Here is a 21,969-nt window from a genome sequence, read left to right on the forward strand (position 1 = left end):
CAGGTGAATGACAGACGTATGGCGCGAGCCAAGGCACCCTTGTGAGTTCGCCATGGATCGGTCAATCTTTCGCTGGCAGCAGGGCACGCGGCTCACCGGACGACGCAGAAAACGGGGCGTTCGACCGCTGATTTGTCATGCCCCTGCCGGGAGTCGTGGTCTGGCTCCGGCACCACCCCCCACCAGAGCACCGCCTATGAGGAGGACCCCTCAGATGTCAGTGACGCGTCACACCCCCCAGGCCCGTCGAAGACTCGCCGCGGCGACCGTCGTAGCCACCGCAGCCGCCGTCGCACTGGCCACGGCCACCCTCCCGGCCACCGCGGCCGAGCGCGCACCCGAAGGCGTGATCCTGAACGCGGACGCCCCCGGCACCATCAGTGACAGCTACATCGTCACGCTGAAGGACTCGGCCGCGAAGTCCGACTCCGCCCAGGGCAGGGCCCTCGCGAAGAAGTACGGTGCGGGCATCGAGCGCACCTACCGCTCGGCCCTCAACGGCTACGCGGTCGAGGCGTCGGCCGCCGAGGCCAAGAGGTTCGCCGCCGACCCGGCCGTCGCGTCCGTCTCGCAGAACCGCACCTTCACGGCTTCCGCCACCCAGAACAACCCGCCCTCCTGGGGCCTCGACCGGATCGACCAGCGGAGCCTGCCGCTGGACCAGCGCTACACCTACCCCGACAAGGCCGGCGAGGGCGTCACCGCCTACATCATCGACACCGGGGTGCGCATCAGCCACAGCGACTTCGGCGGCCGGGCCTTCAACGGCTTCGACGCCGTGGACAACGACAACGTGTCGCAGGACGGCAACGGCCACGGCACGCACGTGGCGGGTACCGTGGCGGGTACCGCGCACGGCGTGGCCAAGAAGGCCAAGATCGTCGGCGTGCGGGTGCTGAACAACAGCGGCTCCGGCACCACCGCGGGGGTCGTCGCGGGCATCGACTGGGTGACGGCCAACGCCGTCAAGCCGGCCGTCGCCAACATGAGCCTCGGGGGCGGTGCGGACTCGGTGCTCGACGCCGCCGTGCGCCGGTCCGTGGCCTCCGGAGTCACCTACGCCGTCGCGGCGGGCAACGAGTCGACCGACGCCTCCACCAAGTCACCGGCGCGTGTCGCCGAGGCGATCACGGTGGGCTCGACGACCAACACCGACGCCCGCTCCAGCTTCTCCAACTACGGCTCGATCGTGGACATCTTCGCCCCCGGTTCCTCGATCACCTCGTCGTGGCACACCGGCGACAGCGCCACGAACACCATCTCCGGCACGTCGATGGCCAGCCCGCACGTCGCCGGCGCGGCCGCCCTCTACCTCGCCGACAACCCGGGCTCGTCCCCCGCACAGGTCTCCGCCGGCCTCGTCGCGGCCTCGACCCCCGGGGTCGTCACCAACCCGGGCAGCGGCTCGCCCAACCGGCTGCTGTACGTGGGCGCGGGTGGCACCACGCCCCCGGGCAAGAAGTTCGAGAACACCACCGGTTACGCGATCAACGACAACGCCACCGTCGAGGCGCCGGTCACCGTCACCGGAGTCGCCGGTAACGCCCCGGCCGCGCTGAGCGTCCCGGTCAACATCTCGCACACCTACAGCGGCGACCTGAAGATCGACCTGGTCGCGCCCGACGGCTCGGTCTACAACCTGAAGGCGTACGGCTCCGGCGGCAGCAGCGACAACGTGGTCACCACGTACACCGTCAACGCCTCCTCCGAGGTCGCCAACGGCACCTGGAAGCTCCGGGTCAGCGACAACGCGAACGCCGACACCGGCCGGATCAACAGCTGGGCGCTCCAGTTCTGAACACGCTCCGGCGTGCTGGTTGCGAACACGCTCCGGCGGGCTGAGCCGCATTCCTGAACCACTGAACCGCCGAGTCCCGGAAGTCGGGCCGGGGCGACCGCGTCACGCGGTCGCCCCGGCCCTTCGGTGTCGGTGTCGGTGTCAGCGGCGGTTGAGCCCGCGGTCGACCGCGGTGATCAGCTCACCGTTCTCGGTGTCCCCGTCCAGCGACCAGAACATCGCCCCGCCGAGACCCTTGTCCCGGATGTACGAGGCCTTGGCGCGCAGCACCTGGGGGTCGTCGTACGTCCACAGCGTCGTGCCGTCGAACAGCCACGCGTGGCCGTTCTTCACATCACGGTGGATTTTGTACGTCCCCGACGCGGCCAGCTGCTTCAGGACCTTGTAGTCCTCGTAGCCCGCCGCCCAGGTGGCCGGAGCCGGGCCCGTGGCCGGCTGGCCCATGCCCGTGCCGCCGCCGCTCACTCCGGTCCAGCCCTGGCCGTAGGTGGGCATGCCCATCACGATCTTGTGCTTGGGCGCGCCGCGGCGTACCCAGTCGCGCACGGTCTGATCGACGCTGAAGTCGTTCTTCGCGTACAGGGCCGACTGCTGGGCCGTCTTCTTCTCGCCGGAGACGTGGTAGTCGTAGCCCTGGATGTTGACGAAGTCGAAGTCCTTCATGAGGCGCTTCACGTCGAAGCCCGCGTCGATCGCCTTCGGGTTGGCCGCTACGTAGGCCGACAGGTCGTAGTGGATCGGCTTCGGTTTCCCGTGCCCGTGCCCGCCCTTGCCCTTGGCGGCCTTCTCCTTGGCCTTCGCCTGGCTCTTCGCGTAGGCGTCGAGCTGGGTGCGGAACTCGTGGATCAGGGCGGTGAAGTTCTTCTTGTCCTCCGGGCGGAAGACGGTGCCTTCGTTGCCCGCCGAGCCGGGCCACTCCCAGTCGACGTCGATGCCGTCGAAGAGGCCGGCCGCGGCGCCCTGGCCGCCGCGGGCCCCGTCCACCGGGAGGTTGCCCTTGATGTACAGGTCGAGGCAGGAGGCGACGAGGGCCTTGCGGGAGGCCGCGGTGCGGGCCGCGTCGGAGAAGTGGGTGGAGTAGCTCCAGCCGCCCAGCGAGATCATGACCTTGAGGCCGGGGTGCTTGGCCTTCAGCTCGCGCAGCTGGTTGAAGTTGCCCGCGAGCGGCTGGGCGTCGGTGTCGGCGACGCCGTCGACCGATCCCGCCGCGTCGAGCGGACGGGCGTAGTCCGCCCACGCGTCGGCCTGGCCGGGGATGTTGCCGGTGAAGCACTTGCCCTCGGCGTTGACGTTGCCGAAGGCGTAGTTGATGTGGGTCAGCTTGGCCGCGGCTCCGCTGGTGTCCAGGTCCTTCACTTGGAAGTCCCGTCCGTAGACGCCCCATTGGGTGAAGTAGCCGATGCTCTTGTACGCGGGGCGGTGGTGGCCCTTGTCGCGGTCGCCGCCGTTGCTCCGCTCGTGGTCGGCGCTGGCCGTGGCCGCGGGTGCGATGCCCCCCAGCAGGGCCAGGGCGACGCCGGCGGTGGTCATTCGGGACAGGTTTCTTCGGCGCATGAGGCTCGTTCCTGTGCGTGATCCGGTGCGGAAGGAAGGCGTAAGGAAGGCGGAAGGAAGGCAGAAGGAAGCGGAGGGAAGTGCGGGAGCCGTGCTGTGCACAGGAATGTATTGGTCTGGACCAGAAATGTTCAAGAGCCCGGGGGGTGCCGGACTTCGGCGGTGGGGCCGGTGCGCTCACGCCGGTGACGTCGGTGCGGCCGTGTCGGCCCGTGCGGCGATGGGCAGAGTGGAGTCAAAGAACGTCCGGGACTGATCTGGTGTCCGCGTTCGGTGTATGCAGGGTCCGTCACAAGATCATCACATTGGGTGAAACTTTGGCCCATGCTTGCGGTGCACAACCAACGGTTGTCAGGCTGTAGCAGACTGTCAACCTGTTGGGAGTGGCCTGTGACTTTTGGTGAGCAGCCCGCCTATCTGCGCGTGGCGAGCGATCTCAGGGAGAAGATCGTCAACGGCGCGCTGCCGCCTCATACCCGCCTGCCGTCGCAGGCTCGCATCCGGGAGGAGTACGGGGTCTCGGACACCGTCGCCCTGGAGGCGCGCAAGGTCCTGATGGCGGAGGGGCTGGTCGAGGGGCGCTCCGGCTCCGGCACCTATGTGCGCGAGCGTCCCGTGCCCCGCATGATCGCCCGCTCCGGCAACCGGCCGGGCAAGGGGGCCAGCCCGTTCCGGCAGGAGCAGACGGCGGAGGGGGCGCGCGGGACCTGGGAGTCCCGCAGTGAGCAGGAGGGGGCGGGCCCCGAGATCGCCGAGCGGCTGGGCATCGAGCCGGGCGACCGTGTCATGCGCACGCACTACGTCTTCCGTGAGGCGGGGGAGCCGGTCATGCTCTCCACCTCCTGGGAGCCGCTCGCCGTCACCGGCCGGACGCCCGTGATGCTGCCGGAGGAGGGCCCGTTGGGCGGCTGCGGGGTGGTCGACCGGATGGCCGCGATCGACGTCGTCGTGGACAACGTCGCCGAGGAGGTCGGCGCGCGCCCGGGACTGGCGGAGGAGCTCCTGGCGCTGGGCGGGGTGCCCGGCCATGTGGTCATCGTGATCGGGCGTACGTACTACGCCTCGGGCCGGGCCGTGGAGACGGCCGACGTGGTGGTGCCGGCGGACCGGTACCGGGTCGCTTACCACCTGCCGGTGAGATGAGGTGAGGTGACGCCCCGTCGGGCCGGTCGCGCGGCGCCGGCCCGGGGTGTTGGGCCATGAGGGGGCGCATTCCGCGGGTGCGCCCTTTTCGTGATGGCCGGATGTGTATCTCTTTGTGTAAACCCGCCTGCACTGAGTGAAGGTCAGGCGTACGCTCGGGCATATGCGTACTGCGGTTTCCTGGGGATCCTTAGAGACGTGCACGTCGGTGGGAAGAGGGGCGATATGCGGGGGAGCGACACGATGAGCGACAGCGGCGCCGTGCTCCCTTGGCAGGTGGTACGGCAGGACGACGGCGGCAATTGCTATCGCGTGGGCAGGTACGCCACGCAGGCCGAGGCGCAGAAGGTCGCCGACGGCCTCGACGACCGCCATCGCCACCAGGTCTACCGGGTGGAGCGCGTGGGGCAGGGCACCGGGCCCTGACGCGGCGGACGTCCCCGAGGGGCGCCCGGGAGGCCGTTCCGCGTCTCCAGGGGCCCCACGGGCTCCCCTGGGCCCCTTCGCGCCCCGCGTTCCGTGCGCCGGCGGTCCGGGCGGTAGGGTCCCGCCCGGACCGGGGGCGCGAAAGCCGCCGGGGGTGCGGCGAGCGGGGCGGAGCGGTGACGGTGCTGATCGACACGGTGGCGTGGGTGCGGATCGAGGGTGGCAGGATCCTCTGCGCTCGGCCCCGGGGCAAGGACGTCTTTTACATCCCGGGCGGCAAGCGCGAGGGTGCGGAGACCGATCTGCAGACCCTGCTGCGGGAGGTCGAGGAGGAGCTGACGGTCGGCCTGATCCGGGAGACCGTCGTCCACGCCGGGACGTACGAGGCCCCCGTGGACGACCGGCCCGACGCCGCCGTCGTGCGGATGAGCTGCTATTACGGCGACTACAGCGGCACGCTCGCCGCGAGCAGCGAGATCGAGGAGATGGCGTGGTTCTCCTTCGCCGACCGGGCCCTCGTGCCGCCCGTGGACCAGTTGCTCTTCGACGACCTCAGGGCGGCGGGAGTGCTGAGCTGATGCCCGGCCGTGGTGCGCGTCAACACGGTCCGGCCTCTGCACCCGTCTGCACCAAACGGCAGGTTGTGCGGTAGTGAGCAACAAATGGTGGGTATGGGCTGTTTAGTACCTATTTGCACAAGGGGTGGGCCCGTGGTCGTCCCTGGGAAGTGATCGGCGTGATCGATACCGAAGGCGACTGCGCCGAGTGGGCCTTCCCCGCCGAACCCGGCTCCGTGCGCAGCGCCCGGCACGCCGTCCGGGGCGCGCTGGGTTCCTGGGGCCTCGACGCGGCGGTGGGTGACCTGGCGGTCCTGCTCGTCAGCGAGCTGGTGACCAACTCCCTCCGGTACGCCTCCGGACCCATCGGCGTACGCCTGGTGCAGTCGCACGCGGACGGGGACGCCCCGCCCGCCGACGTCGCTCCCCCGGCCCCGGTACTGCTGGTGGAAGTCTCCGATCCGCTTCCGGATCCACCTACCGAACGCAGGGCGGGACCCGACGACGAAGGCGGCCGGGGACTCCAGCTCGTGGCCTGTTCCGCGCGTCGCTGGGGTACCCGTCGCGGAAAGAGTGGCAAGACGGTGTGGTTCGAGCTGGCTCTCCCTGGTTAGGAGAGTGGAGGGACGCACAGCGATCACCAGAGGTCGGGCAGAACCTGGCTGAAAGGGACTGAGACCTTGCTGTGATCGTGAACGCCGTGTCGGTCGGGGCCGTAGTGCTGAATACTGCGGGCAGGACCGGTCCGGTGTGTGAGCTGGAGGGGACGGTCGCGTGAGCGAAATACCTGGGACAACGGGTGAGGTCGGCGATGGCGTCGGGACCACGGGCGACGTCGTGTGGCAGAGCAGCCCGCCCGGCTCGATCTATGACTACATCAGGGTCGCCTCTTTCTCGATCGGCCCCGACGGTCTGATCGAGCAGTGGAGCAGCCGGGCCGCCGGTCTGTTCGGCATGTCCTCGACCGAGGCGATCGGCCGCGACCCGGTGGAGGCCTTCATGCCCGCCGAGCTGCGCTCGGACGGTCAACGGAGAGTCGGCGAGATCCTCGACGGCAAGGAGTGGACGGGCCTCGTCCCCTTCCGGATGCCGGGCGAGGGCGGGGCGCACGGCGTCGCCGAGGTCTATGTGATGCCGAGTTTGACGGGCCGGGGCGAGCGGGCCGCGCTCTGTATCGTCGTGGACGTCCGGGCCCTGCGGCGCATCGAGACGGACCTCGCCGCCTCTCAGGCCATATTCGGCCAATCTCCCTTCGGCTTCGTGCTGTTCGGCACGGACTTCGCCGTCGTCCGGGCCAACCAGCGCTTCGCCACCGTCTTCGGCGGCGCGGCCGACGACCACCGGGGCCGCACGGTGGAGGACTATCTGCCGCGGGCCGAGGCCGACCGGCTGTCCGCCACGCTGAAACGGGTCCTGGAGACCGGGGAGTCGGTCACCGACCTCCAGCTCGTCGGCCCTGCTCCCGGCGGCGCCGAGCGCCGCCACTGGTCCATGAACCTCTACCGGGTGCACAGCGGGGCAGGCCGTCCCGTCGGCGTCGCCGGACTCGCCACCGACGTCACCCGTCGGCACATCGCCGCCCGCGAGGCGGCCAGCGCCCGCCGCAACCTCGCCCTCCTCAACGAGGCCAGCGCCCGCATCGGCAATTCCCTGGACCTGGAGACCACCGCCCGCGAGCTCCTCGACGTGGCCGTCCCCGGCTTCTGCGACCTCGCCGCCGTCGACCTCTACCAGGGGCTGCTCACCGGCGAGGAGGCCGCTCCCGGCAGCTGGGCGCCCGCCCACCGCGAGTCCGCCGGAGGCTCGGCGGAGCTGCGCCGGGTGGCCCACGCCAGCGCGGTCGCCGACGCCCTGCCCACCGCCGTCGCCGGCAGCGGGCCCCCGGGCCCGGACGATCTGCCGCCCGCGCTCGGCTCCGTCCACCGCTTCCCGTTCGGCTCCCCGTGCGCCATGGCGCTGCGCTCCGGCCGGGTCGAGGACGTCCCCGGCGACGAGATGGGCTTCGTGCAGTCGACGCTCGCCGTGCCGATGGTCGCGCACGACACCGTCGTCGGCCTCGTCCAGTTCTCCCGGACGAAGGGCAGCGAGCCGTTCGGGGAGCGCGACCGGGCGCTCGCCACCGAACTGGCCGCCCGCGCCGCCGTCTGCATCGACAACGCCCGCCTCTACCGCCGCGAGCACGAGCGCGCCCTGATCCTCCAGCGCAGCCTCCTGCCCCCCGGCGACCCGGAGGCAGCCGGCCTCGACATCGCCTGCCGCTATCTGCCGGGCAACACCGCCACCGAGGTCGGCGGCGACTGGTTCGACGTGATCGAGCTGCCCGGCCACCGCACCGCCCTAGTCGTCGGCGACGTCATGGGCCGCGGCCTGCGCGCCGCCGTCGCCATGGGCGAACTGCGCACCGCCGTGCGGACCCTGGCCCTCCTCGACCTGGAGCCCGCCGAAGTGCTCTCGGCGCTCGACGAGGTCGCCCGCGGCCTCGGCTCCCCGGGCGCCGGCGAGCGCAGCGAGGGCCTCGGCGGCAGCGGGGGAGCGCAGTGGCCCTCCCGCGCCGCGCAGAAGTCCCGCGAGGCGGACCTCTCCGAGGTGTATCTCGCGACCTGCGTGTACGCGGTCTACGACCCGGTCACCCGGCGATGTACGTTCGCCAACGCCGGGCACCTCCCCCCGGCCGTCGTCGAGCCCGGCCGGCCCGCCCGGCTCATCGACGTACCGCCGGGCATGCCGCTGGGCGTCGGCGGCGAGCCGTTCGAGGAGGTCGTGGTCGAGCTGTCGGAGAACGCCCTGCTCACCCTCTACACCGACGGCCTCGTGGAGTCCCGCGACCAGCCGCTGGACGAGGGCCTGGACGCCCTGCGGGCCGTCCTCACCGGTCCGCAGATGGAGCTGGAGGACGCCTGCGACCACGTCCTCAGCACCCTCGACACCCGGCACGGCGAGGACGACATCGCCCTGCTGATGGCCCGCATCCAGGGGCTCCCCGAGGAGGCGGTCGGGGACTGGACCCTGCCGCGCGAACCCCGCTCCGTGGGGCGCGCCCGTGAGCTGGCCCGCTCCCAGCTGGTCGCCTGGGGCCTCGACGACCTGGTCGACACCACCGAACTCCTCGTCAGCGAGCTGGTCACCAACGCCCTGCGCTACGGCGAGGGCGAGATCCGGCTCCGGCTGCTGCGCGACCGCACCCTGGTCTGCGAGGTGTGGGACGCCGGTCTCGTCCAGCCGCGCCGCCGCCGGGCCCGCGACACCGACGAAGGCGGCCGCGGCCTCCAGCTCGTCGGCCTGCTCAGTGCCGCCTGGGGCTCGCGCCGCACCCCGCGCGGCAAGACCGTCTGGTTCGAACTGGCCCTTCCGGACGGGGCCCCGGCCGCCGAACTCTCCGTGGAGCAGCTCCTGAGCATGTACTGACCTCCACCCGGCCCGGGAGGACGCCTGGTCCCACAGGGTGCGCCCCGCGTCACGCGCCCGTCTTCAGGGCCGCGAGCCGGGCCTCGACCTCCGCGCTGTCGCCCAGGCTGTCCAACTCCTCGAACTGGGCGTCCAGCGAGGAGGCCGCCAGCTCCTGCTTGCCCAGTGCCTTCGCCTCCTCGCGCCGCACCTTGTCCTCGAAGCGGCTCAGCTCACTCGTCGGGTCCAGGACGTCGATGTTCTTCACGGCGTCCATCATCCGGTTCTGCGCCTGCGCGGACTTCGAACGGGCCACCAACTCGTCGCGCTTGGCCTTCAGCTGGGAGAGCTTGGCCTTCATCTGGTCGAGCCCCGACTTCAGCTTGTCCACCACCTCGCTCTGCGAGGCGATCGTGGGCCCGGCCGTCTTCGCCTCCTGCTCGGACTGGAGCTGGCGGCCCAACGCGACCTTCGCCAGGTTGTCGAACTTGTCGGCCTCCGCGACCGCCCCCGCCCCGCGCAGCTCGTCGGCCTTCCGGCTGGCGGCCAGCGCCTTGCCGCCCCACTCGGCCGCCGCCTCGACGTCCTCCTTGTGGTCCTGCTCCATCAGCCGGAGGTTGCCGATGGTGGTCGCGACCGCCTGCTCGGCCTCCGCGATGTTGTTCGTGTAGTCCCGGATCAGCTGGTCCAGCATCTTCTGCGGGTCCTCGGCCTGATCGATGAGGGCGTTGATGTTGGCCTTCGCGAGCTGGGTGACGCGGCCGAGGATGGTCTGCTTGGACATGGGATGGCTCCTTGGAGATCGTGACGGGTCATGTGCTGTGGTCCTGCCTGCCTGCCTGCCTGCCTGCCTGCCTGCCTGCCGGTCGGTCGGTCGTTCAGAAGCGTCCGCCACCGCCCCGGCGGCCCCGTGTCCCGCCCCCTCCGAAGCTGCCCGGCCCGCCCCCGAAACCGCCGGACCGGCCGCCGCCGAACCCTCCGCCGAAGCCGCCGCCCAGGCCCCCGCCCCGGCCGCCGCCCCCGAACAGCCCGCCGAGGATGATGCCGCCGAGTACCGCCCCGCCCATGCCCCCGCCCTGCAGGGGACCGGGGCCCTGCATGCCGCCGAAGCCCCGGACGTCCTGCTCGGCCAGGCTCATCGCCTGCGCGGCCAGCGCGTCCGCCTGCCGCACCTCGGCCAGCGCCCCCCGCGCGTCCGCCGCCGACAGCTCCCGGGCCCGCTCCCACCGCCGCTGCGCCTCCGCGAGCCGGGTACGGGCCTGGCTGCCGACCGCACCCCGGTGGGTCGTGATGTAGTCGGCCGCCGCGCCGATCGCGGACCGGGCGGTGAGCATCGCCTGATCGAGGAGGGAGCGGGCCTTCGCCTCCCCCCGCTCCTGGTCCCGGGCCCCCGCCAGGGCCTCGTCCAGGGCGGCGTCCGCCTCCTCCACCCGGCGCAGCGCGTCGATCGGGTCGTACGGTCCCGTCGCCGTCGCGGCCCGGACATCGCCGAGCACGGCCTCGGCGCGGGCGATCCGGCCGCGCAGATCGGCGGTCGAAGCGCCCTCGGCGGTGCCTTCGAGCAGCCCGCCCGCGTCCGCGAGGTCGGTCTCCGTCTCGGTCAGCGCGGCGGGCAGCCTCCGCGCGGCCTCGCCCAGCTCCGACGCCCGCCGGTCCACCGAGTCCAGCAGCGTGCCCGCCTGGCCCACCGCGCCCTCGGCTCCCCGGATGTACACCGCGGCCCGGGAGTTGTCGCCGCCCTCGACCGCCGTACGGGCCTGCCCCACGGCCGAGGCCGCGAAGACGAGCCGGTCCTTCGCCTGCTCGACGTCGGCTGCCATGGGTGCGGCGGTGCCCTCCCCGTACCGCTCGCGCAGCCCGGCGGCGCCCGACTCGGCCGCCGCGACCCTCCCGGCGAGGTCGCGCTGCGTGGCGTCCACGGCGGCCAGGGCCTCCGGAGCGATACGTTCCAGGGCGCGCAGCCGGTCGAAGTCCTCGGCGACCGTGTCCAGGCCCTCGTTCGCGGTCGCGCACCGCCGCAGGATCTCCTCCAGCATCCGGCGGCGGGTCGCGTCGTCCTCGGGGAAGGCGTCGTCGAGCTGCTGACGCAACCGGAACGACTGCGTCAGCTCGTCCTTCGCCCGCGCGACCGCCTCGGTGAAGGGCTTCGCCGCGTCCTCGCCGAACTGGGCCGTGGCGAAGCCGAGTTCCTCCTCGCTGGTGCGCACCGCGTCGTCGGTGTCCACCAGCACCTCCTTGGCCCGCCCGTCCAGCTCCGGCAGCGGCGTCGGTGGCTCCGGCGCACCGCCCGCCCCCGCGCCCCGGCCCCAGCCGGTGGCCGCCGGGGTGGTACGGGTCGTCGTGCGCCGTCTGCGCCGGGCGTACGCGTAGGCCCCGACCGCGCCCACGCCCACCACGAGGGCCACCGGCAGGACGAAGTGGCGGGCGCCGGTGGAGTCGGAACCGCCCGTTCCGGGGTCGGCGGGCCCCGGGGTGATGGCGGGGGCGGATACCGGGCGCCCGGCCAGTACGGCGCCGTAGCCGTCGGCCGCGCCGATCGCGGCCCCCGCCCAGTCGTTCTCCCGCAGCGCGGGTTCGATCGCGGTGCCCGCCACGTCCCGCAGCTGTTCGTCGGTGAGCGGGGAGCCGGCGTCGACGGAGTAGGCGTACTGCCGGTCGTGGGTGGCGACGGAGAGCAGCACGTCGTCCTGGCCCAAGCCGTTGCGGTTGGCGGTCTCGTCGCTCCACGTCTGTCCGGACCGGCCGGAGAAATCACGTACGTACACCACGAAGAGCTGGACGCGCTCCTCGGCGTACAACCGGTCGAGTGCGTCCTCCACCTGCCCCGTCCGGTCGCCCAACGCCCCGACCCGGTCGGTGACCTGCCCGTCCCGGGACAGCTCGACGGGGTCGTCGGCGCGGGCGGTCGCGGCGGCGGGGAGCACCAGCCAGCACACGGCGGACAGCACGGCGATCAGGCCGGTGAGAGGCCCGGCGATCAGGCCGGTGAGCAGGCCGGTGACGGGTGGTCCGGAGGGAGCCCCTGCGAGAGGTCCCGTGGGAGGCCCGGCGAGAGGCCCGATGGGAGGCCCGGTGGACCGGCCGGGGAGCTGAGCCCGGCCCGGAAGCCGGGCGCTGCCGGGGGCGGTGCTCCGGAGCCGTAGCAGTCGAGAAAATGTCACTTTTGCGAGGCTATGTGTGCTTTTTCGCCGCCGCGACCCGGCGTTCTGCCGTCCCGCGTCGGCTGTTCGCATGAAAGGGCGCGGGAAAGAGGCGCCCCCGCGCGTGTACGGAGAGACGGAGGCCGCCGCCCGTCGTCAGATGGGCGGACGTGGCGCGTTCCGGGGCCCGGTGCCGGAGGCCGACGGCGCAGCGCCGGGGAGGCCCGGCACCCACGAGGGGCCCGAAGTCCGGAGGTGGCGTGTGACTGGCCTTCAGCTGTCGGTCGTCGTGCCGTGTTTCGACGAGGCCGAGGTGATCGAGGCCTTCCACGCCGCCCTGATCGGCGTCCTGGAACCCCTCGGGGACACCTTCGAGATCTGTTACGTGGACGACGGCAGCCGGGACCGCACCCGCCTCCTCCTGAGCGCCCTCGCCGCGCGCGACCCACGGGTCCACTACACCGCCTTCAGCCGTAACTTCGGCAAGGAGTCCGCCATGCTCGCCGGCCTCCGCATGGCGCGGGGAGCAGCCGTCGTGATCATGGACGCCGACCTCCAGCACCCGCCCGAGCTGATCCCTCGCATGCTGGAACTGCATCGGCACGGCTACGACCAGGTCATCCCGCGCCGCGACCGCGCGGGCGAGGGCATGCTCCGCAGCACCCTCAGCCACACCTACTACGCGCTCGTCCGCCGCTGCATGGACGTGGAGCTGATCGACGGCTCGGGGGACTTCCGGCTGCTGTCCCGGCGGGCGGTGGAGAGCGTCCTGTCCCTTCCCGAGAGCAACCGCTTCTCCAAGGGGATCTTCTCCTGGATCGGCTTCGACACGGTCACCTTCCGCTACCGCAACAGCGAGCGGGTGGCGGGCCGGTCGAAATGGGGCAGCAGGCGGCTGCTGAACTACGGCATCGACGGACTGCTCTCCTTCAACAACCGTCCGCTCCGCCTCGCGATCTACACCGGCTTCTGGGTCTTCGTCTCGGCCCTGGTCTACGCCCTGTGGACGGTCGTGGGCGTCGTCCTGCACGGCGCGGACACCCCCGGTTACGCCACTCTCCTCACCGTCGTCGTCGCACTCAGCGGCATCCAGCTGGTGACGCTCGGGGTCATCGGCGAGTACGTGGGCCGCATCTACCACGAGGCGAAGCACCGCCCGCCCTACGTCGTGCGGGAGACAGACGCGTCCCGGCAGGCGCTGCCGGCCGGCCCGCCGCCGCGCCCGCGACTCACCGGAGGCCCGGGCGAACACGCCGCCACGCCAGGCCGGGTCGTCGAGATCGGTGCCCCCGGTCCGGCCGCCGCCGAGATCGGTGCCCCCGCCGCCGCCGCCGTGGCCGAAGCCCCCGCCCCGGCCGCCGGGACCGCCGCCCCCGGCCGGTCCCGTACCGTCCGCCAGTTCGGCAGCTTCCTCCTCATCGGCTGCGTGAACACCGCCGTCTACCTCGGGATCTACGCCTCGCTGAACCGCTGGATCCCCTACCTGACCGCCCATGTCATCGGCTTCGCGGTCAGCATCGTCTGCTCTTTCCTGCTCAACTCCTACGTCACCTGCCGGACGAGGCCGACCTGGCACGCGTTCGTCCGCTACCCCCTCTCCAGCCTGGTCAACCTGGTGGCGTCCGGCGCGCTGCTCTACGGGGCGGTCAGCGGCCTCGGGATGGACAAGAACCTCGCCGCGCTGGCAGCGGGCGTCCTCGTCACCCCGGTCTCGTTCCTGCTGGCCCGATGGGCGATCACCTCGGGCCGGTCCAAGGCCGCCACGGCGGTGCCGCGGGCCGAACCGCTGCCCGGCCGCCCGGCGCCCGAACCGCTGCCCACCCGCTCGTCCCAGGAGGGGTGACGTCCGCGATGTCCGACGACGTTCCTGTGACCGCCGCCCCGGAGAGACCGCGGAGGGGCGAGGAGACGTCGGACCCGGCCGGGCGCCCCTCGGACCGCCCCTGGACCGCTTTCTGGGTGAGCGCTCTCGCGTTCCCGCCCCTCGCCCTGCTCGCCGCCGCGTCCTGGTCCGGGCGGTGGGTGAGGCCCGGCGCGGACGACTGGTGCTTCCTCCCCGCCGTACGGGACGACGGCGTCACCGGCCTCGTGGGGAAGTTCTACTTCGACGACAACGGGCGGGTCGCCAACGCCCTCCTGGTCGGCGCGTACGCGAAGTTCCAGGTCGCCGGACACCAGTGGTTCCCCCTGATCAGCGGGGTTATGGTGCTCGCGGTCCTCTGGGCGGTGGCCGTCCTGGCCCTGCACCGGGCCCGGCTGCGGACCCCGCGCGGGCTGCCGCTCCTGCTCGCGGCCCTGACCGCCGCGCTCTTCCTGTTCGTCACGCCGAACACGTACAAGACGTTTTTCTGGCCCGCCGCATCCGTCTCGCACACGCTGCCACCCGTCCTGGCCTGCGCCGCCCTGATCCCGTTCCTGTTCGCCCGCTCCCGCAGGGGGCGGGCCCTCGCGCTCGCCGTCGCCGCGCTCATGGGCGCCTTCCTCGCCACGCTGTCCGAGGAGACGGCGATCGTCGTCGTGACGGTGCTCCTGACCGCGCTCCTGCTGTCCGGCCGCGTCGTCCCCGCGCCCGACCGGGGGTTCGTCCGGCGCTGGTGCGCGGCGGGAATCGCCGGGACGGCGGCCGGGGCCGCCGTCCTGATCACCTCACCCGGTTCCACGCGCCGCAGGGACCGGTTCGGCGCGGAGACCACCTCCCTGCTCGCCCCCGACTCCCTCACCGCGTCGCTGCGCGCGTTCGCCGAGATCGCCGTCACCGTGGCCACGACCTGGCAGTACGTCGGCGCGGTCGCGGCAGGCGTGCTGCTGGGGCTGCTGTGCCGACGGGCGGACGGGACACCGCCCCGCCCGCCCGCCCACAGCCCCCTGATCGCCGCCGCCGGGCTGCTCGCGCTCCTCGTCTCCGGCTACCTCTGCACGGTCATCGCCTATCCGGTGTTCGGCGACCGGGTCAGCGACCCGAGCGCCAACCGGCTGTGGAACGACTACCTCCTGCTGTACGTGATCCTGCTCGTCGGCGCGGGCGCCCTGCTGGGCCTGACCCTCCGTCGGCACACCCGCCGCACCGCCCCGGCCAAGGCGCTGTGCGCCGCGCTCTGCGTCCTCGTCTGCGCCGGCCCGGCCGTGGCGCTCACCAACCTGGACACCGCGATGCGGGCCCGTGCCGAGAAGTGGGACGCCCAGGACCGCCGGCTCCGCGAGGGCGCGGAGGCCGGGAAGCGGGTCCTGCCGTACGAGCGCCTGGTGATCAGCAACATGCTGGAGCCGTTCAGCCAGGGCGGGCGTGCGTACTGGCCCGGCGGGTGCGTAGCCGACCTGTACAGGCTCGACCGGGTCACGGACGGTTCCAGGGACGCCCCGTGACGAGAGCTCAGGCGTACGTATAGAACCGCGTGTGGTCCAGCATGCTCTGCGGGGTCGTGTTCGGCCAGGGCGGCATGGTGTCGTTCAGGTCGATCACGTCGACCGTCCCGCCGGCGGGGAGGTACTCGGCGCTCGTCGGATGGAGCGCGTGCCAGTCGGCCCAGAGCTTGTCGACGAACGAGTGGTGCAGCCAGAACACCGGATCGTTCGGGGAGACGCTCGTCTCCATATGGCCCCAGACCCAGGTGTGCACCCGGTTGTGCATGCTCATGTACCCCGCGGACCCTTCCAGCGTGGAACGGAAGCCCGTCGAGCCGTCACGGAAGGGCGGGGAGTCGTACGTGGGCATGGCGAGGGCCGCGTCGACTTCCGACCGGGGCGGGAGCGAGGGAACGCGGTAGGCGAGCCGGCGGGCGAGGAAGGCGCGGCTGTCGACCGAGACGTTGATCGTCCAGTTTCCGCCGGAATGGGCGAAGGGCCCGTCCATCACCTGGTCGTCCAGGGGGCGTCCGGTGCCGCCGAGGAAGTCCGGTGCCCAGAGCGAGGATCCGACGGTGTTGTCGGCGGTCCAGTCCCAGTAGGGGATCGAGACCGACGCGTCGATCTTCTGGAGCTCGTTCTCGAAATCGATGAGGAACTTGCGGTGCCAGGGCAGGAACGACGGCCCGAAGTGACCTACGTACACGCCGGAGTTCATGTCTATCGCGAACCGCGTGCGATGGGCGAGCACGAACTCGTCGTACACCCCTAGACGCTTGACCTCCAGTACCGCGTCGACGAAGGCCTTCTTCTCGGGGGCCGTGAGGTTCGCCTGGTTCTTCCGTACGGTCATGGCTGCTGCTCCCGGCTCAGGCGGTGGGGTCGAAAGGAACGACGACGGCGCCCTTGAGCGAGATGACCGCGGTGCGAGCGGCCTCCAGCGGGGTCGCGAATCTCTCGTAGTGGTTGATCGTGCTGCTCCAGCCGCTCTTCCCGTGCTGCATCACGGGAAGCTCGCGGCCGTCGATCAACACGCGGTAGCCGGCGCCGTGCCCGGCGTGCCCGGCGTGCGCGTGCGCGCCGGCGGGGGCCTCGGCGGGCGTGCCCTGGATGCGGCGGCCCTTGAAGACCTCGTCGAAGGTGCCGGGTGCTCCGGTACGGCCGGTTGTGCTGCCCCCGCTCCTGCTTCCGGCCGGAGCGGTGTCCGCGGATGCGGAGGTGACGCCGACGAGAGCGCCGCCCGCGGCGACGCCGATGACGGCCCCGAGGGCCTGACGGCGAGTGGGTCTGAGCATGGCGGATGTACCCCCAGAACACATGGTTGAGGCGTCCCCCCAGGCTGTTCGGGGCCGCCGTGATCATGTGTACACGGGGGTGACTCTCCGCATAAGGAGCAGATTGGGGGTTGGCTCTCATATGGACACGTATTCGCGGTCATATGGGCGTCGCCGACCTCTCGCGCCGCTCCGCGTCGGAGCCCGAGGGGGCGGGGAGCGCAGGTCTTGCCGCGCAAGTGCCCTCCATACGCAGGATCTTCGGTATCCGTCGCGCCTTCGCCAATCGAAACGATCATCTGCACATGGCTGGAAGTAGGAGCAGGCGCTCGCCCGGAGGGGCCTCACCCGCCGGCGGCTACATCCTGGTCATGGCGAAGGCCAAGCAGGGGATCACCTGCATCCTGCCGGCCGCGCTCCCCACGGTGGCGTTCGGCTCCGACGGCACCGAGGCGGGCCCCGCCGAGCAGGCGGTCGGCGACGCGGTCACGCTGAGCGGCGCCACCACCGCCTACGCCGGGGTGAACCCGAAGACCACCAACACGGACGGTGGCAAGGAGCTGGACTCCATCATCGTCGGCGTCGGCAACGAGGACCCCGACCCCGTCTCCCTGAAGGTCGGCACCATCACGGTCGACAAGCCGGTCGTCACCAACTGGCACACCGCCCCGGCCGACGCCGTTCCCTCCGCCTGAGAGAACGATCGCCGGGGGCGGGGCGGGCGGGCCGGTCCTCAGTACCCGTAGATCATCTTGTACGCGACCTCCGGCAGGAACTGCCCGGCGACGGAGCCCGCGCCGACTCCGCAGTCGCCGTCGGACTCTCCGGGGGTCTTCAGCCACAGCAGCATCTCGGCCCCGCCGCCCGTCTGGCCGACCGCCCCCGTCCTGCGTCCGCCCGGGTTGCACCACGTGCCGTTGGAGCCGTTGCCGTTGCGGCTGGTGTCGATGACGTACGGCTTCGTATAGCCGTAGGACGCCGACAGGGATCCGTTGACGGCGTTGCCGTACGCGGAGTTCTCGCCGGTGCCGTAGTAGTTCGAGATGTTCAGCGAGAAGCCGTGCGCCTGCCGGGCTCCCGCGCCTTCGAGGTGCCGCGCCATGGTGGCCGCGCCGATCCAGGCCGGGTTTCCGGCGTCCAGGTAGGTCCAGGTGTTGGGGGCGTGGGCGGCGAACCGGGCGAGCGCGTCCTTGAGCATTCCGTTGCGCTCGGCGATCTGTTCCTGGTTCAGGCAGCTGAAGTCGCCCAGGGAGTCGGGCTCGATGACCACCAGGGCGGGCCGCGCCCCGATGGCCGAGGCGAACGCGGAGATCCAGGTGCGGTACGCGCCCGGGGTGCCCGCCCCACCGCCGGAGTGCCCGCCGCAGGCGTCGCGGCCGGGGATGTTGTACGCGATCAGGACGGGCAGCTTGTCGGCTGCGTCGGCGGCTCCCACGTAGGAGCCGACCGCCGCCCCGATGTCCCCGCTCCAGGAGCCGAACCACCGGGCCATGGGGCGCGAGGAGATGTTGTCGCGGATGGCGGCGGCCCGCCCGTCTCCGGGGTTCGCCGCGACCCAGACGGCGGGCGTCGAGCCGGGGTCGGTGTAGAACCCGCTGGTCATGCCGATCGGGGTGGCATTCGCGGTGGCGGCGGTGGCCTGTTGCCCGGTGCCGAGGGGAAGCAGCAGACAGGCGAACGCCGACGCGGCGAGCGTGCGCAGGAGTCTTCTCATGCGTGCGGCCCTTCTGTGGGAGCGCTCCCATTCGACGACGGCCGCAGAGGTGATGGGGGTCGGGAGACGCGTGAATGGGGGGAGGGTGCGTGGGGCGGTGGGGAGTGCGTACGGCGGACCGGTGGGGCTCGGTCCGCTAGCCGTCGTCAGACGAGACGGTGCCAGCGGGGCACGCCGGTGTCAATGAGTCCGGCAGCGGCTCCCCGGCGCATAGGTGTTCGGGGAGCCCCGGCCGTCTTCAGTCGGCGGGCTGGTGGACGTGGGGGAGTCCCAGGTCCGGCAGGTCGAGGTGGAAGCCGCGCCCGCGACCGGTCATGGTGCCGTCGTAGGAGAGGTCGGCCAGGCCGACGCCCAGCTGCCGGAGTTCCTCGACGAGCATGCGGGCGCCCGTCGCGGCGTGCGCGGGTTCGTCCATGGCGTCGGGGAAGCGGCGTTGCCAGACCGAGGGGGAGGAGTCCCAGCCGCTCCGCGCCAGTCGGGCGGGGTCGGCCGCGTCCGGTTGGTGGAGGTAGCCGGTGGCTTCGATGACGAGACCCAGATCCTGGCTCCAGCACTGGACGAAGCGCTGCGGATCGACGGCGGATCCCAGGTGCAGGATGAATCTGCCGGGGAAGAACGGGGTGTCGTGGTCGAGGGAGCGCAGGGTTTCCGCCAGGCGCTTCTCCACGTCTGCCCAGGTGGTGCCGGAAGCGGGCGGCACGGTCGGCAGGTCTGCCTGCTCGGCGGCGCGCCAGCGGCCGCGGGAGTAGCCGCCTCCGGCGGCGTCGACGTCCGCGTCCGGAGGCAGGAGTTCCAGGCTCACCTCTCCCTCGTCGTGCGTGTGCACGAGGAGGCAGGCGCCGGGAAGCCGCCACAGCATCCACGGGCCGGAGTCTCCTCCCCACATCGCGGGCGGGCCCAGCTCCTCCTCCATGACCCACCAGGCGGCGCGGACGAGACCGGCGGCGGAGGCCCTGTCCTCGGCGGGCATGTCGACCACGCGGACGTTCAGTCTGCGCACCTGCTCGGGTGCCGAGGCGTCGGCGATCACCGTGCCATAGCCGCACCGGGGCCCCTTCCGGGGAGCGAATCTGCGCCGGACCTGGCCCACGACCTCCTTGGGCTCCCGGAGTTCCCATCCCAGCTCCGATGTGGCGTGCTCGAAGTCCGCCAGGCTCCATGAGCCGAAGCGGAGCGGAGTGACCTCGCGCACCAGCTCGCGGAAGATGTCGTCGTCGAGCCAGCTGCCCCGGGGGATCTTGTTCTCCATCCGGCAGACAGTAGTGGTCCGGTGGTAATGGGCTTGCGAGGGGCCGATGTAGACGGATCGGCTCCCGGGGGACGACGCTCACCGTGACCAGGGATGAGAGGTGGAGCATGGAGGCACGCGCCTCACAACTCGCGTTCGGGCAGCAGGTTCTGGACGCCCAGCCCTTCAGCGTCCTGCTGGGCGCGCGGCTGACGGCCTTCGGTGAGGGGGCGGCGGTCCTGGAGCTGGACGTACGGGACGAGCTGCGCCAGCGACACGGCTTCGTTCACGGCGGCGTCCTGAGCTACGCGGCCGACAACGCCCTCACCTTCGCGGCGGGCGCGGCCGTCGGCCCGTCCGTCCTGACCGCCGGTTTCACCATCGACTATTCGCGCCCGGCCCGGGGCGAGGTGCTGCGCGCGCGGGCTCAGGTGGTCCGCCCCGGCCGTACCCGGGTCGTCTGCCGCTGCGATCTGCTCATGGTGGACGCCGAAGGGGTGGAAACCCTCTGCGCGGTGGCCCAGGGCACGATCGCCGTCCAGGCCGGGAGGCCGCCGGAGCCGACCGCGGCCGGGTGGCCCCGGCCTGCCCCTTTTCCGTTCGGATCGACGCATCCAAGGGCTGTCGCATCCCAGGGCTGTCCCGCCGAAAACAGCGAGACAGCCCTTGGATCAAGGTGTGGCGGGGCCGAACAGCTCGTCCAAGTGATGGCGCAGGACGTCCAGAGCCGCCTTGCCGGTGCGCCGGCCGCCCAGCACGCTGTGGCCGAGGCCGTTGTGACCATGGCCATCGGTCCGGCCGCCACCATGGCGGGATCCTTCTCGGGGCCGACAGCGCCAGCTTCCTGCGCCGGGCGGAGTTGCTTGGCGAGGAAGCCTTCCAGCAGGGCGGGCTGGGGGATGGCGTGCTCTTCCAGCGAGCTGCCACCGAGGACGAGGACGTAGTAGGCGGTGTGGATCCGGGTGATCCGACGGCTCTCCTCGTCGGTCGGCAGGACGCTGGAGAGGATGGCGGTGACCGTGCAGCGTGGTCGCGGTGGAGAGCCCGTGACGGCGTTCCCGGCGGCAGGTGGTACGGGCACGAGCTCGGGGGCTTCCGGTCCGCTGACCGGCAGCCCCCGGGCTTCATGGGACGGCCGGGCGTCAGATCCCGCAGCTGGGCGCGGACCAGAAGCGGCCGCTGCCCCCGGCGACGTGGGTGTGGTCGTTGTGGCCGGGGTAGCCCGGGCCGAGGATCTCGGTGAAGCCGTGGTTGCGCGCCGCCTGCGCGAGGGCGCAGAAGCCCTGGGCACCCGCGCCGAGGTCCGCCGCGTGCCCGTACATGTGGCGGCTGTTGGCGGCCCCGCCGACCGCGCTGTTGCAGGACACGCTGCGGAAGCCGCCGTTGACGGTGATCGGCCGGTCTCCCATCGCGTGCCGCATGGCCTGGAGCTTCCACATGGTCACCAGGGCGTTGGCGCGTGCCGTGCCGGCGCTGACCTTGCCGCCGGACCAGTCGGAGTTGCAGCGATTCAGCTCGGCGTAGGTGAAGTTGACCGGAGTGCAGTCGTCGTCCTGCAACGCGTAGATCTTGCTGAACGTCTGGGCGTCGGCGACGCCGTCGGCGGCCAGCCCGTACGCGGCCTGGAAGCGCTGCACGGCCGCCTTCGTGGCCGGGCCGAATGCTCCGTCGACGGCGATCTGGTTCCCGGTGCCCGGATAACCGGCGACCCGGATCTGGAGCTGACGTACGGCTTCGCCGCTGGAGCCTTCCTGGAGCGTGCCGCTCCAGGTGTAACAGGCGTCGGCCGTACCGACGTCACCGGCCGACGCGGAACCGGGGGCCGGGGTCGTGGACGGGGTCGCGGAGGCGGTCGCGGTGCCGCCGAACGCGAGGGCCGCGCCCGCGAGGGCCGAGAGGAGGAATCCGATGGGGCGTGATCGCATGGGGGCTGCACCTCATTGTCGTCAGGCTGTCCATGGGGAGATTCCGAGCCTCGGGCGCGAGGCCGAGCGTGTCAAGGTCATGTCAACATGCTGCCAAGGGTCCGGCCTCGTGGCGGGGTCACAGGATGGGAGTATGGCGATAAATCGACCCTGGACGGGGCTTCACGGTGACCTGCGGGCAGCGAAGTCCTCGGTGTGCGACCCGGCCGGCTTCGCCTGCTCGCGGCCGGTGCCCGAACCGGAGGGCGCCGACTACGCGGCTCACCGTTTCACGCTCGACGGGCGGACGGGTCGCCTTTCGCGCGGCCAGGACCACCCCGGCCGAGGCCGGCCCGTTCGTCACCCCGTACCAGCGGTCCGCGGAAGGGCCTATCCGGCCGTACGGGGCTGACGACGGGTCGACCTCGTCGTCATCAGCACCCGGGACGAGGGCCGCTCAGGGCAGTCCGTGTTCCCGGTCGACGACCTGACCGCCCGCTTCCCC

17 protein-coding genes and 2 pseudogenes are annotated in these 21,969 nt (G+C 71.9%); 11 read left to right on the plus strand and 8 right to left on the minus strand.

Annotated features, from left to right (window positions below; genetic code table 11):
* The first annotated feature begins 214 nt into the window (after positions 1–214).
* Complete coding sequence (locus AC3CH1_RS17280) at positions 215–1,798, plus strand: S8 family peptidase (protein WP_488463762.1); 1,584 nt, start codon at positions 215–217, stop codon at positions 1,796–1,798.
* 141 nt (positions 1,799–1,939) lie between these two features.
* Here the strand turns inward: AC3CH1_RS17280 and AC3CH1_RS17285 are convergent, their stop codons facing one another.
* The gene (locus AC3CH1_RS17285; protein ID WP_488463763.1) at positions 1,940–3,352 is read right to left on the minus strand and encodes a glycoside hydrolase family 18 protein; all 1,413 of its coding nucleotides are present in this window, start codon (positions 3,350–3,352) and stop codon (positions 1,940–1,942) included.
* A gap of 390 nt (positions 3,353–3,742) precedes the next feature.
* Here AC3CH1_RS17285 and AC3CH1_RS17290 point away from each other — a divergent pair, with 390 nt between their 5' ends.
* The 5 genes from AC3CH1_RS17290 (at position 3,743) to AC3CH1_RS17310 (ending at position 8,883) form a co-directional block, all read left to right on the plus strand.
* A complete protein-coding gene (locus AC3CH1_RS17290; RefSeq protein WP_018956203.1) occupies positions 3,743–4,495 on the plus strand; it encodes a GntR family transcriptional regulator in 753 nt (250 codons plus the stop codon).
* 225 nt (positions 4,496–4,720) lie between these two features.
* Positions 4,721–4,921 (plus strand): SPOR domain-containing protein, encoded by a 201-nt coding sequence (locus AC3CH1_RS17295; RefSeq protein WP_488463764.1) that lies wholly within the window; start codon positions 4,721–4,723, stop codon positions 4,919–4,921.
* A 176-nt stretch (positions 4,922–5,097) separates the two neighbouring features.
* Positions 5,098–5,499, plus strand: coding sequence for an NUDIX hydrolase (locus tag AC3CH1_RS17300; protein WP_488463765.1), 402 nt, complete (start codon positions 5,098–5,100; stop codon positions 5,497–5,499).
* A gap of 149 nt (positions 5,500–5,648) precedes the next feature.
* Entirely contained in the window at positions 5,649–6,092 is a 444-nt protein-coding gene (locus AC3CH1_RS17305) for an ATP-binding protein (RefSeq protein ID WP_488463766.1), read from the plus strand.
* 223 nt (positions 6,093–6,315) lie between these two features.
* The gene (locus AC3CH1_RS17310) at positions 6,316–8,883 is read left to right on the plus strand and encodes a SpoIIE family protein phosphatase (RefSeq protein ID WP_488464425.1); all 2,568 of its coding nucleotides are present in this window, start codon (positions 6,316–6,318) and stop codon (positions 8,881–8,883) included.
* 49 nt (positions 8,884–8,932) lie between these two features.
* Here the strand turns inward: AC3CH1_RS17310 and AC3CH1_RS17315 are convergent, their stop codons facing one another.
* Together AC3CH1_RS17315 and AC3CH1_RS17320 are read right to left on the minus strand one after the other, a co-directional pair.
* On the minus strand, positions 8,933–9,646 hold the full coding sequence (locus tag AC3CH1_RS17315) for a PspA/IM30 family protein (RefSeq protein WP_488463767.1): 714 nt from the start codon (positions 9,644–9,646) through the stop codon (positions 8,933–8,935).
* Between the two features lie 94 nt (positions 9,647–9,740).
* Positions 9,741–11,843: a TPM domain-containing protein gene (locus AC3CH1_RS17320; protein ID WP_488464426.1), complete on the minus strand. Its 2,103-nt coding sequence runs from the start codon at positions 11,841–11,843 to the stop codon at positions 9,741–9,743.
* A 421-nt stretch (positions 11,844–12,264) separates the two neighbouring features.
* Here AC3CH1_RS17320 and AC3CH1_RS17325 point away from each other — a divergent pair, with 421 nt between their 5' ends.
* Positions 12,265–13,845: a glycosyltransferase gene (locus tag AC3CH1_RS17325; protein ID WP_488463768.1), complete on the plus strand. Its 1,581-nt coding sequence runs from the start codon at positions 12,265–12,267 to the stop codon at positions 13,843–13,845.
* 8 nt (positions 13,846–13,853) lie between these two features.
* Complete coding sequence (locus AC3CH1_RS17330; RefSeq protein WP_488463769.1) at positions 13,854–15,365, plus strand: DUF6056 family protein; 1,512 nt, start codon at positions 13,854–13,856, stop codon at positions 15,363–15,365.
* A gap of 7 nt (positions 15,366–15,372) precedes the next feature.
* Here AC3CH1_RS17330 and AC3CH1_RS17335 read toward each other — a convergent pair whose 3' ends face one another.
* Together AC3CH1_RS17335 and melC1 are read right to left on the minus strand one after the other, a co-directional pair.
* Positions 15,373–16,197, minus strand: coding sequence for a tyrosinase family protein (locus AC3CH1_RS17335; protein ID WP_488463770.1), 825 nt, complete (start codon positions 16,195–16,197; stop codon positions 15,373–15,375).
* A gap of 16 nt (positions 16,198–16,213) precedes the next feature.
* The gene (gene melC1 / locus AC3CH1_RS17340; protein WP_488463771.1) at positions 16,214–16,639 is read right to left on the minus strand and encodes an apotyrosinase chaperone MelC1; all 426 of its coding nucleotides are present in this window, start codon (positions 16,637–16,639) and stop codon (positions 16,214–16,216) included.
* Between the two features lie 323 nt (positions 16,640–16,962).
* On the opposite strand from melC1, the pseudogene AC3CH1_RS17345 reads away from it, so the two are divergent.
* Positions 16,963–17,313: pseudogene (locus AC3CH1_RS17345) on the plus strand (DUF4232 domain-containing protein); the annotation flags it as partial.
* Positions 17,314–17,351: 38 nt separating this feature from the next.
* On the opposite strand, the gene AC3CH1_RS17350 reads toward AC3CH1_RS17345, so the two are convergent.
* Together AC3CH1_RS17350 and AC3CH1_RS17355 are read right to left on the minus strand one after the other, a co-directional pair.
* The gene (locus tag AC3CH1_RS17350; protein WP_488463772.1) at positions 17,352–18,332 is read right to left on the minus strand and encodes a glycoside hydrolase family 6 protein; all 981 of its coding nucleotides are present in this window, start codon (positions 18,330–18,332) and stop codon (positions 17,352–17,354) included.
* A gap of 238 nt (positions 18,333–18,570) precedes the next feature.
* A complete protein-coding gene (locus tag AC3CH1_RS17355; RefSeq protein WP_488463773.1) occupies positions 18,571–19,581 on the minus strand; it encodes a TY-Chap domain-containing protein in 1,011 nt (336 codons plus the stop codon).
* Positions 19,582–19,688: 107 nt separating this feature from the next.
* Here AC3CH1_RS17355 and AC3CH1_RS17360 point away from each other — a divergent pair.
* A pseudogene (locus tag AC3CH1_RS17360) lies at positions 19,689–20,099 on the plus strand (PaaI family thioesterase); the annotation flags it as partial.
* 603 nt (positions 20,100–20,702) lie between these two features.
* Here the strand turns inward: AC3CH1_RS17360 and AC3CH1_RS17365 are convergent.
* Positions 20,703–21,485 carry a D-Ala-D-Ala carboxypeptidase family metallohydrolase gene (locus tag AC3CH1_RS17365; protein WP_488463774.1) on the minus strand — a complete coding sequence of 261 codons (783 nt, stop codon included), beginning with the start codon at positions 21,483–21,485 and terminating at the stop codon, positions 20,703–20,705.
* Between the two features lie 167 nt (positions 21,486–21,652).
* Between AC3CH1_RS17365 and AC3CH1_RS17370 the strand changes: the two genes are divergently transcribed.
* Positions 21,653–21,955: a MepB family protein gene (locus AC3CH1_RS17370; protein WP_488463775.1), complete on the plus strand. Its 303-nt coding sequence runs from the start codon at positions 21,653–21,655 to the stop codon at positions 21,953–21,955.
* Positions 21,956–21,969 lie beyond the last annotated feature (14 nt).

It is taken from the genome of Streptomyces sp. MGP-P1 (assembly GCF_057766565.1).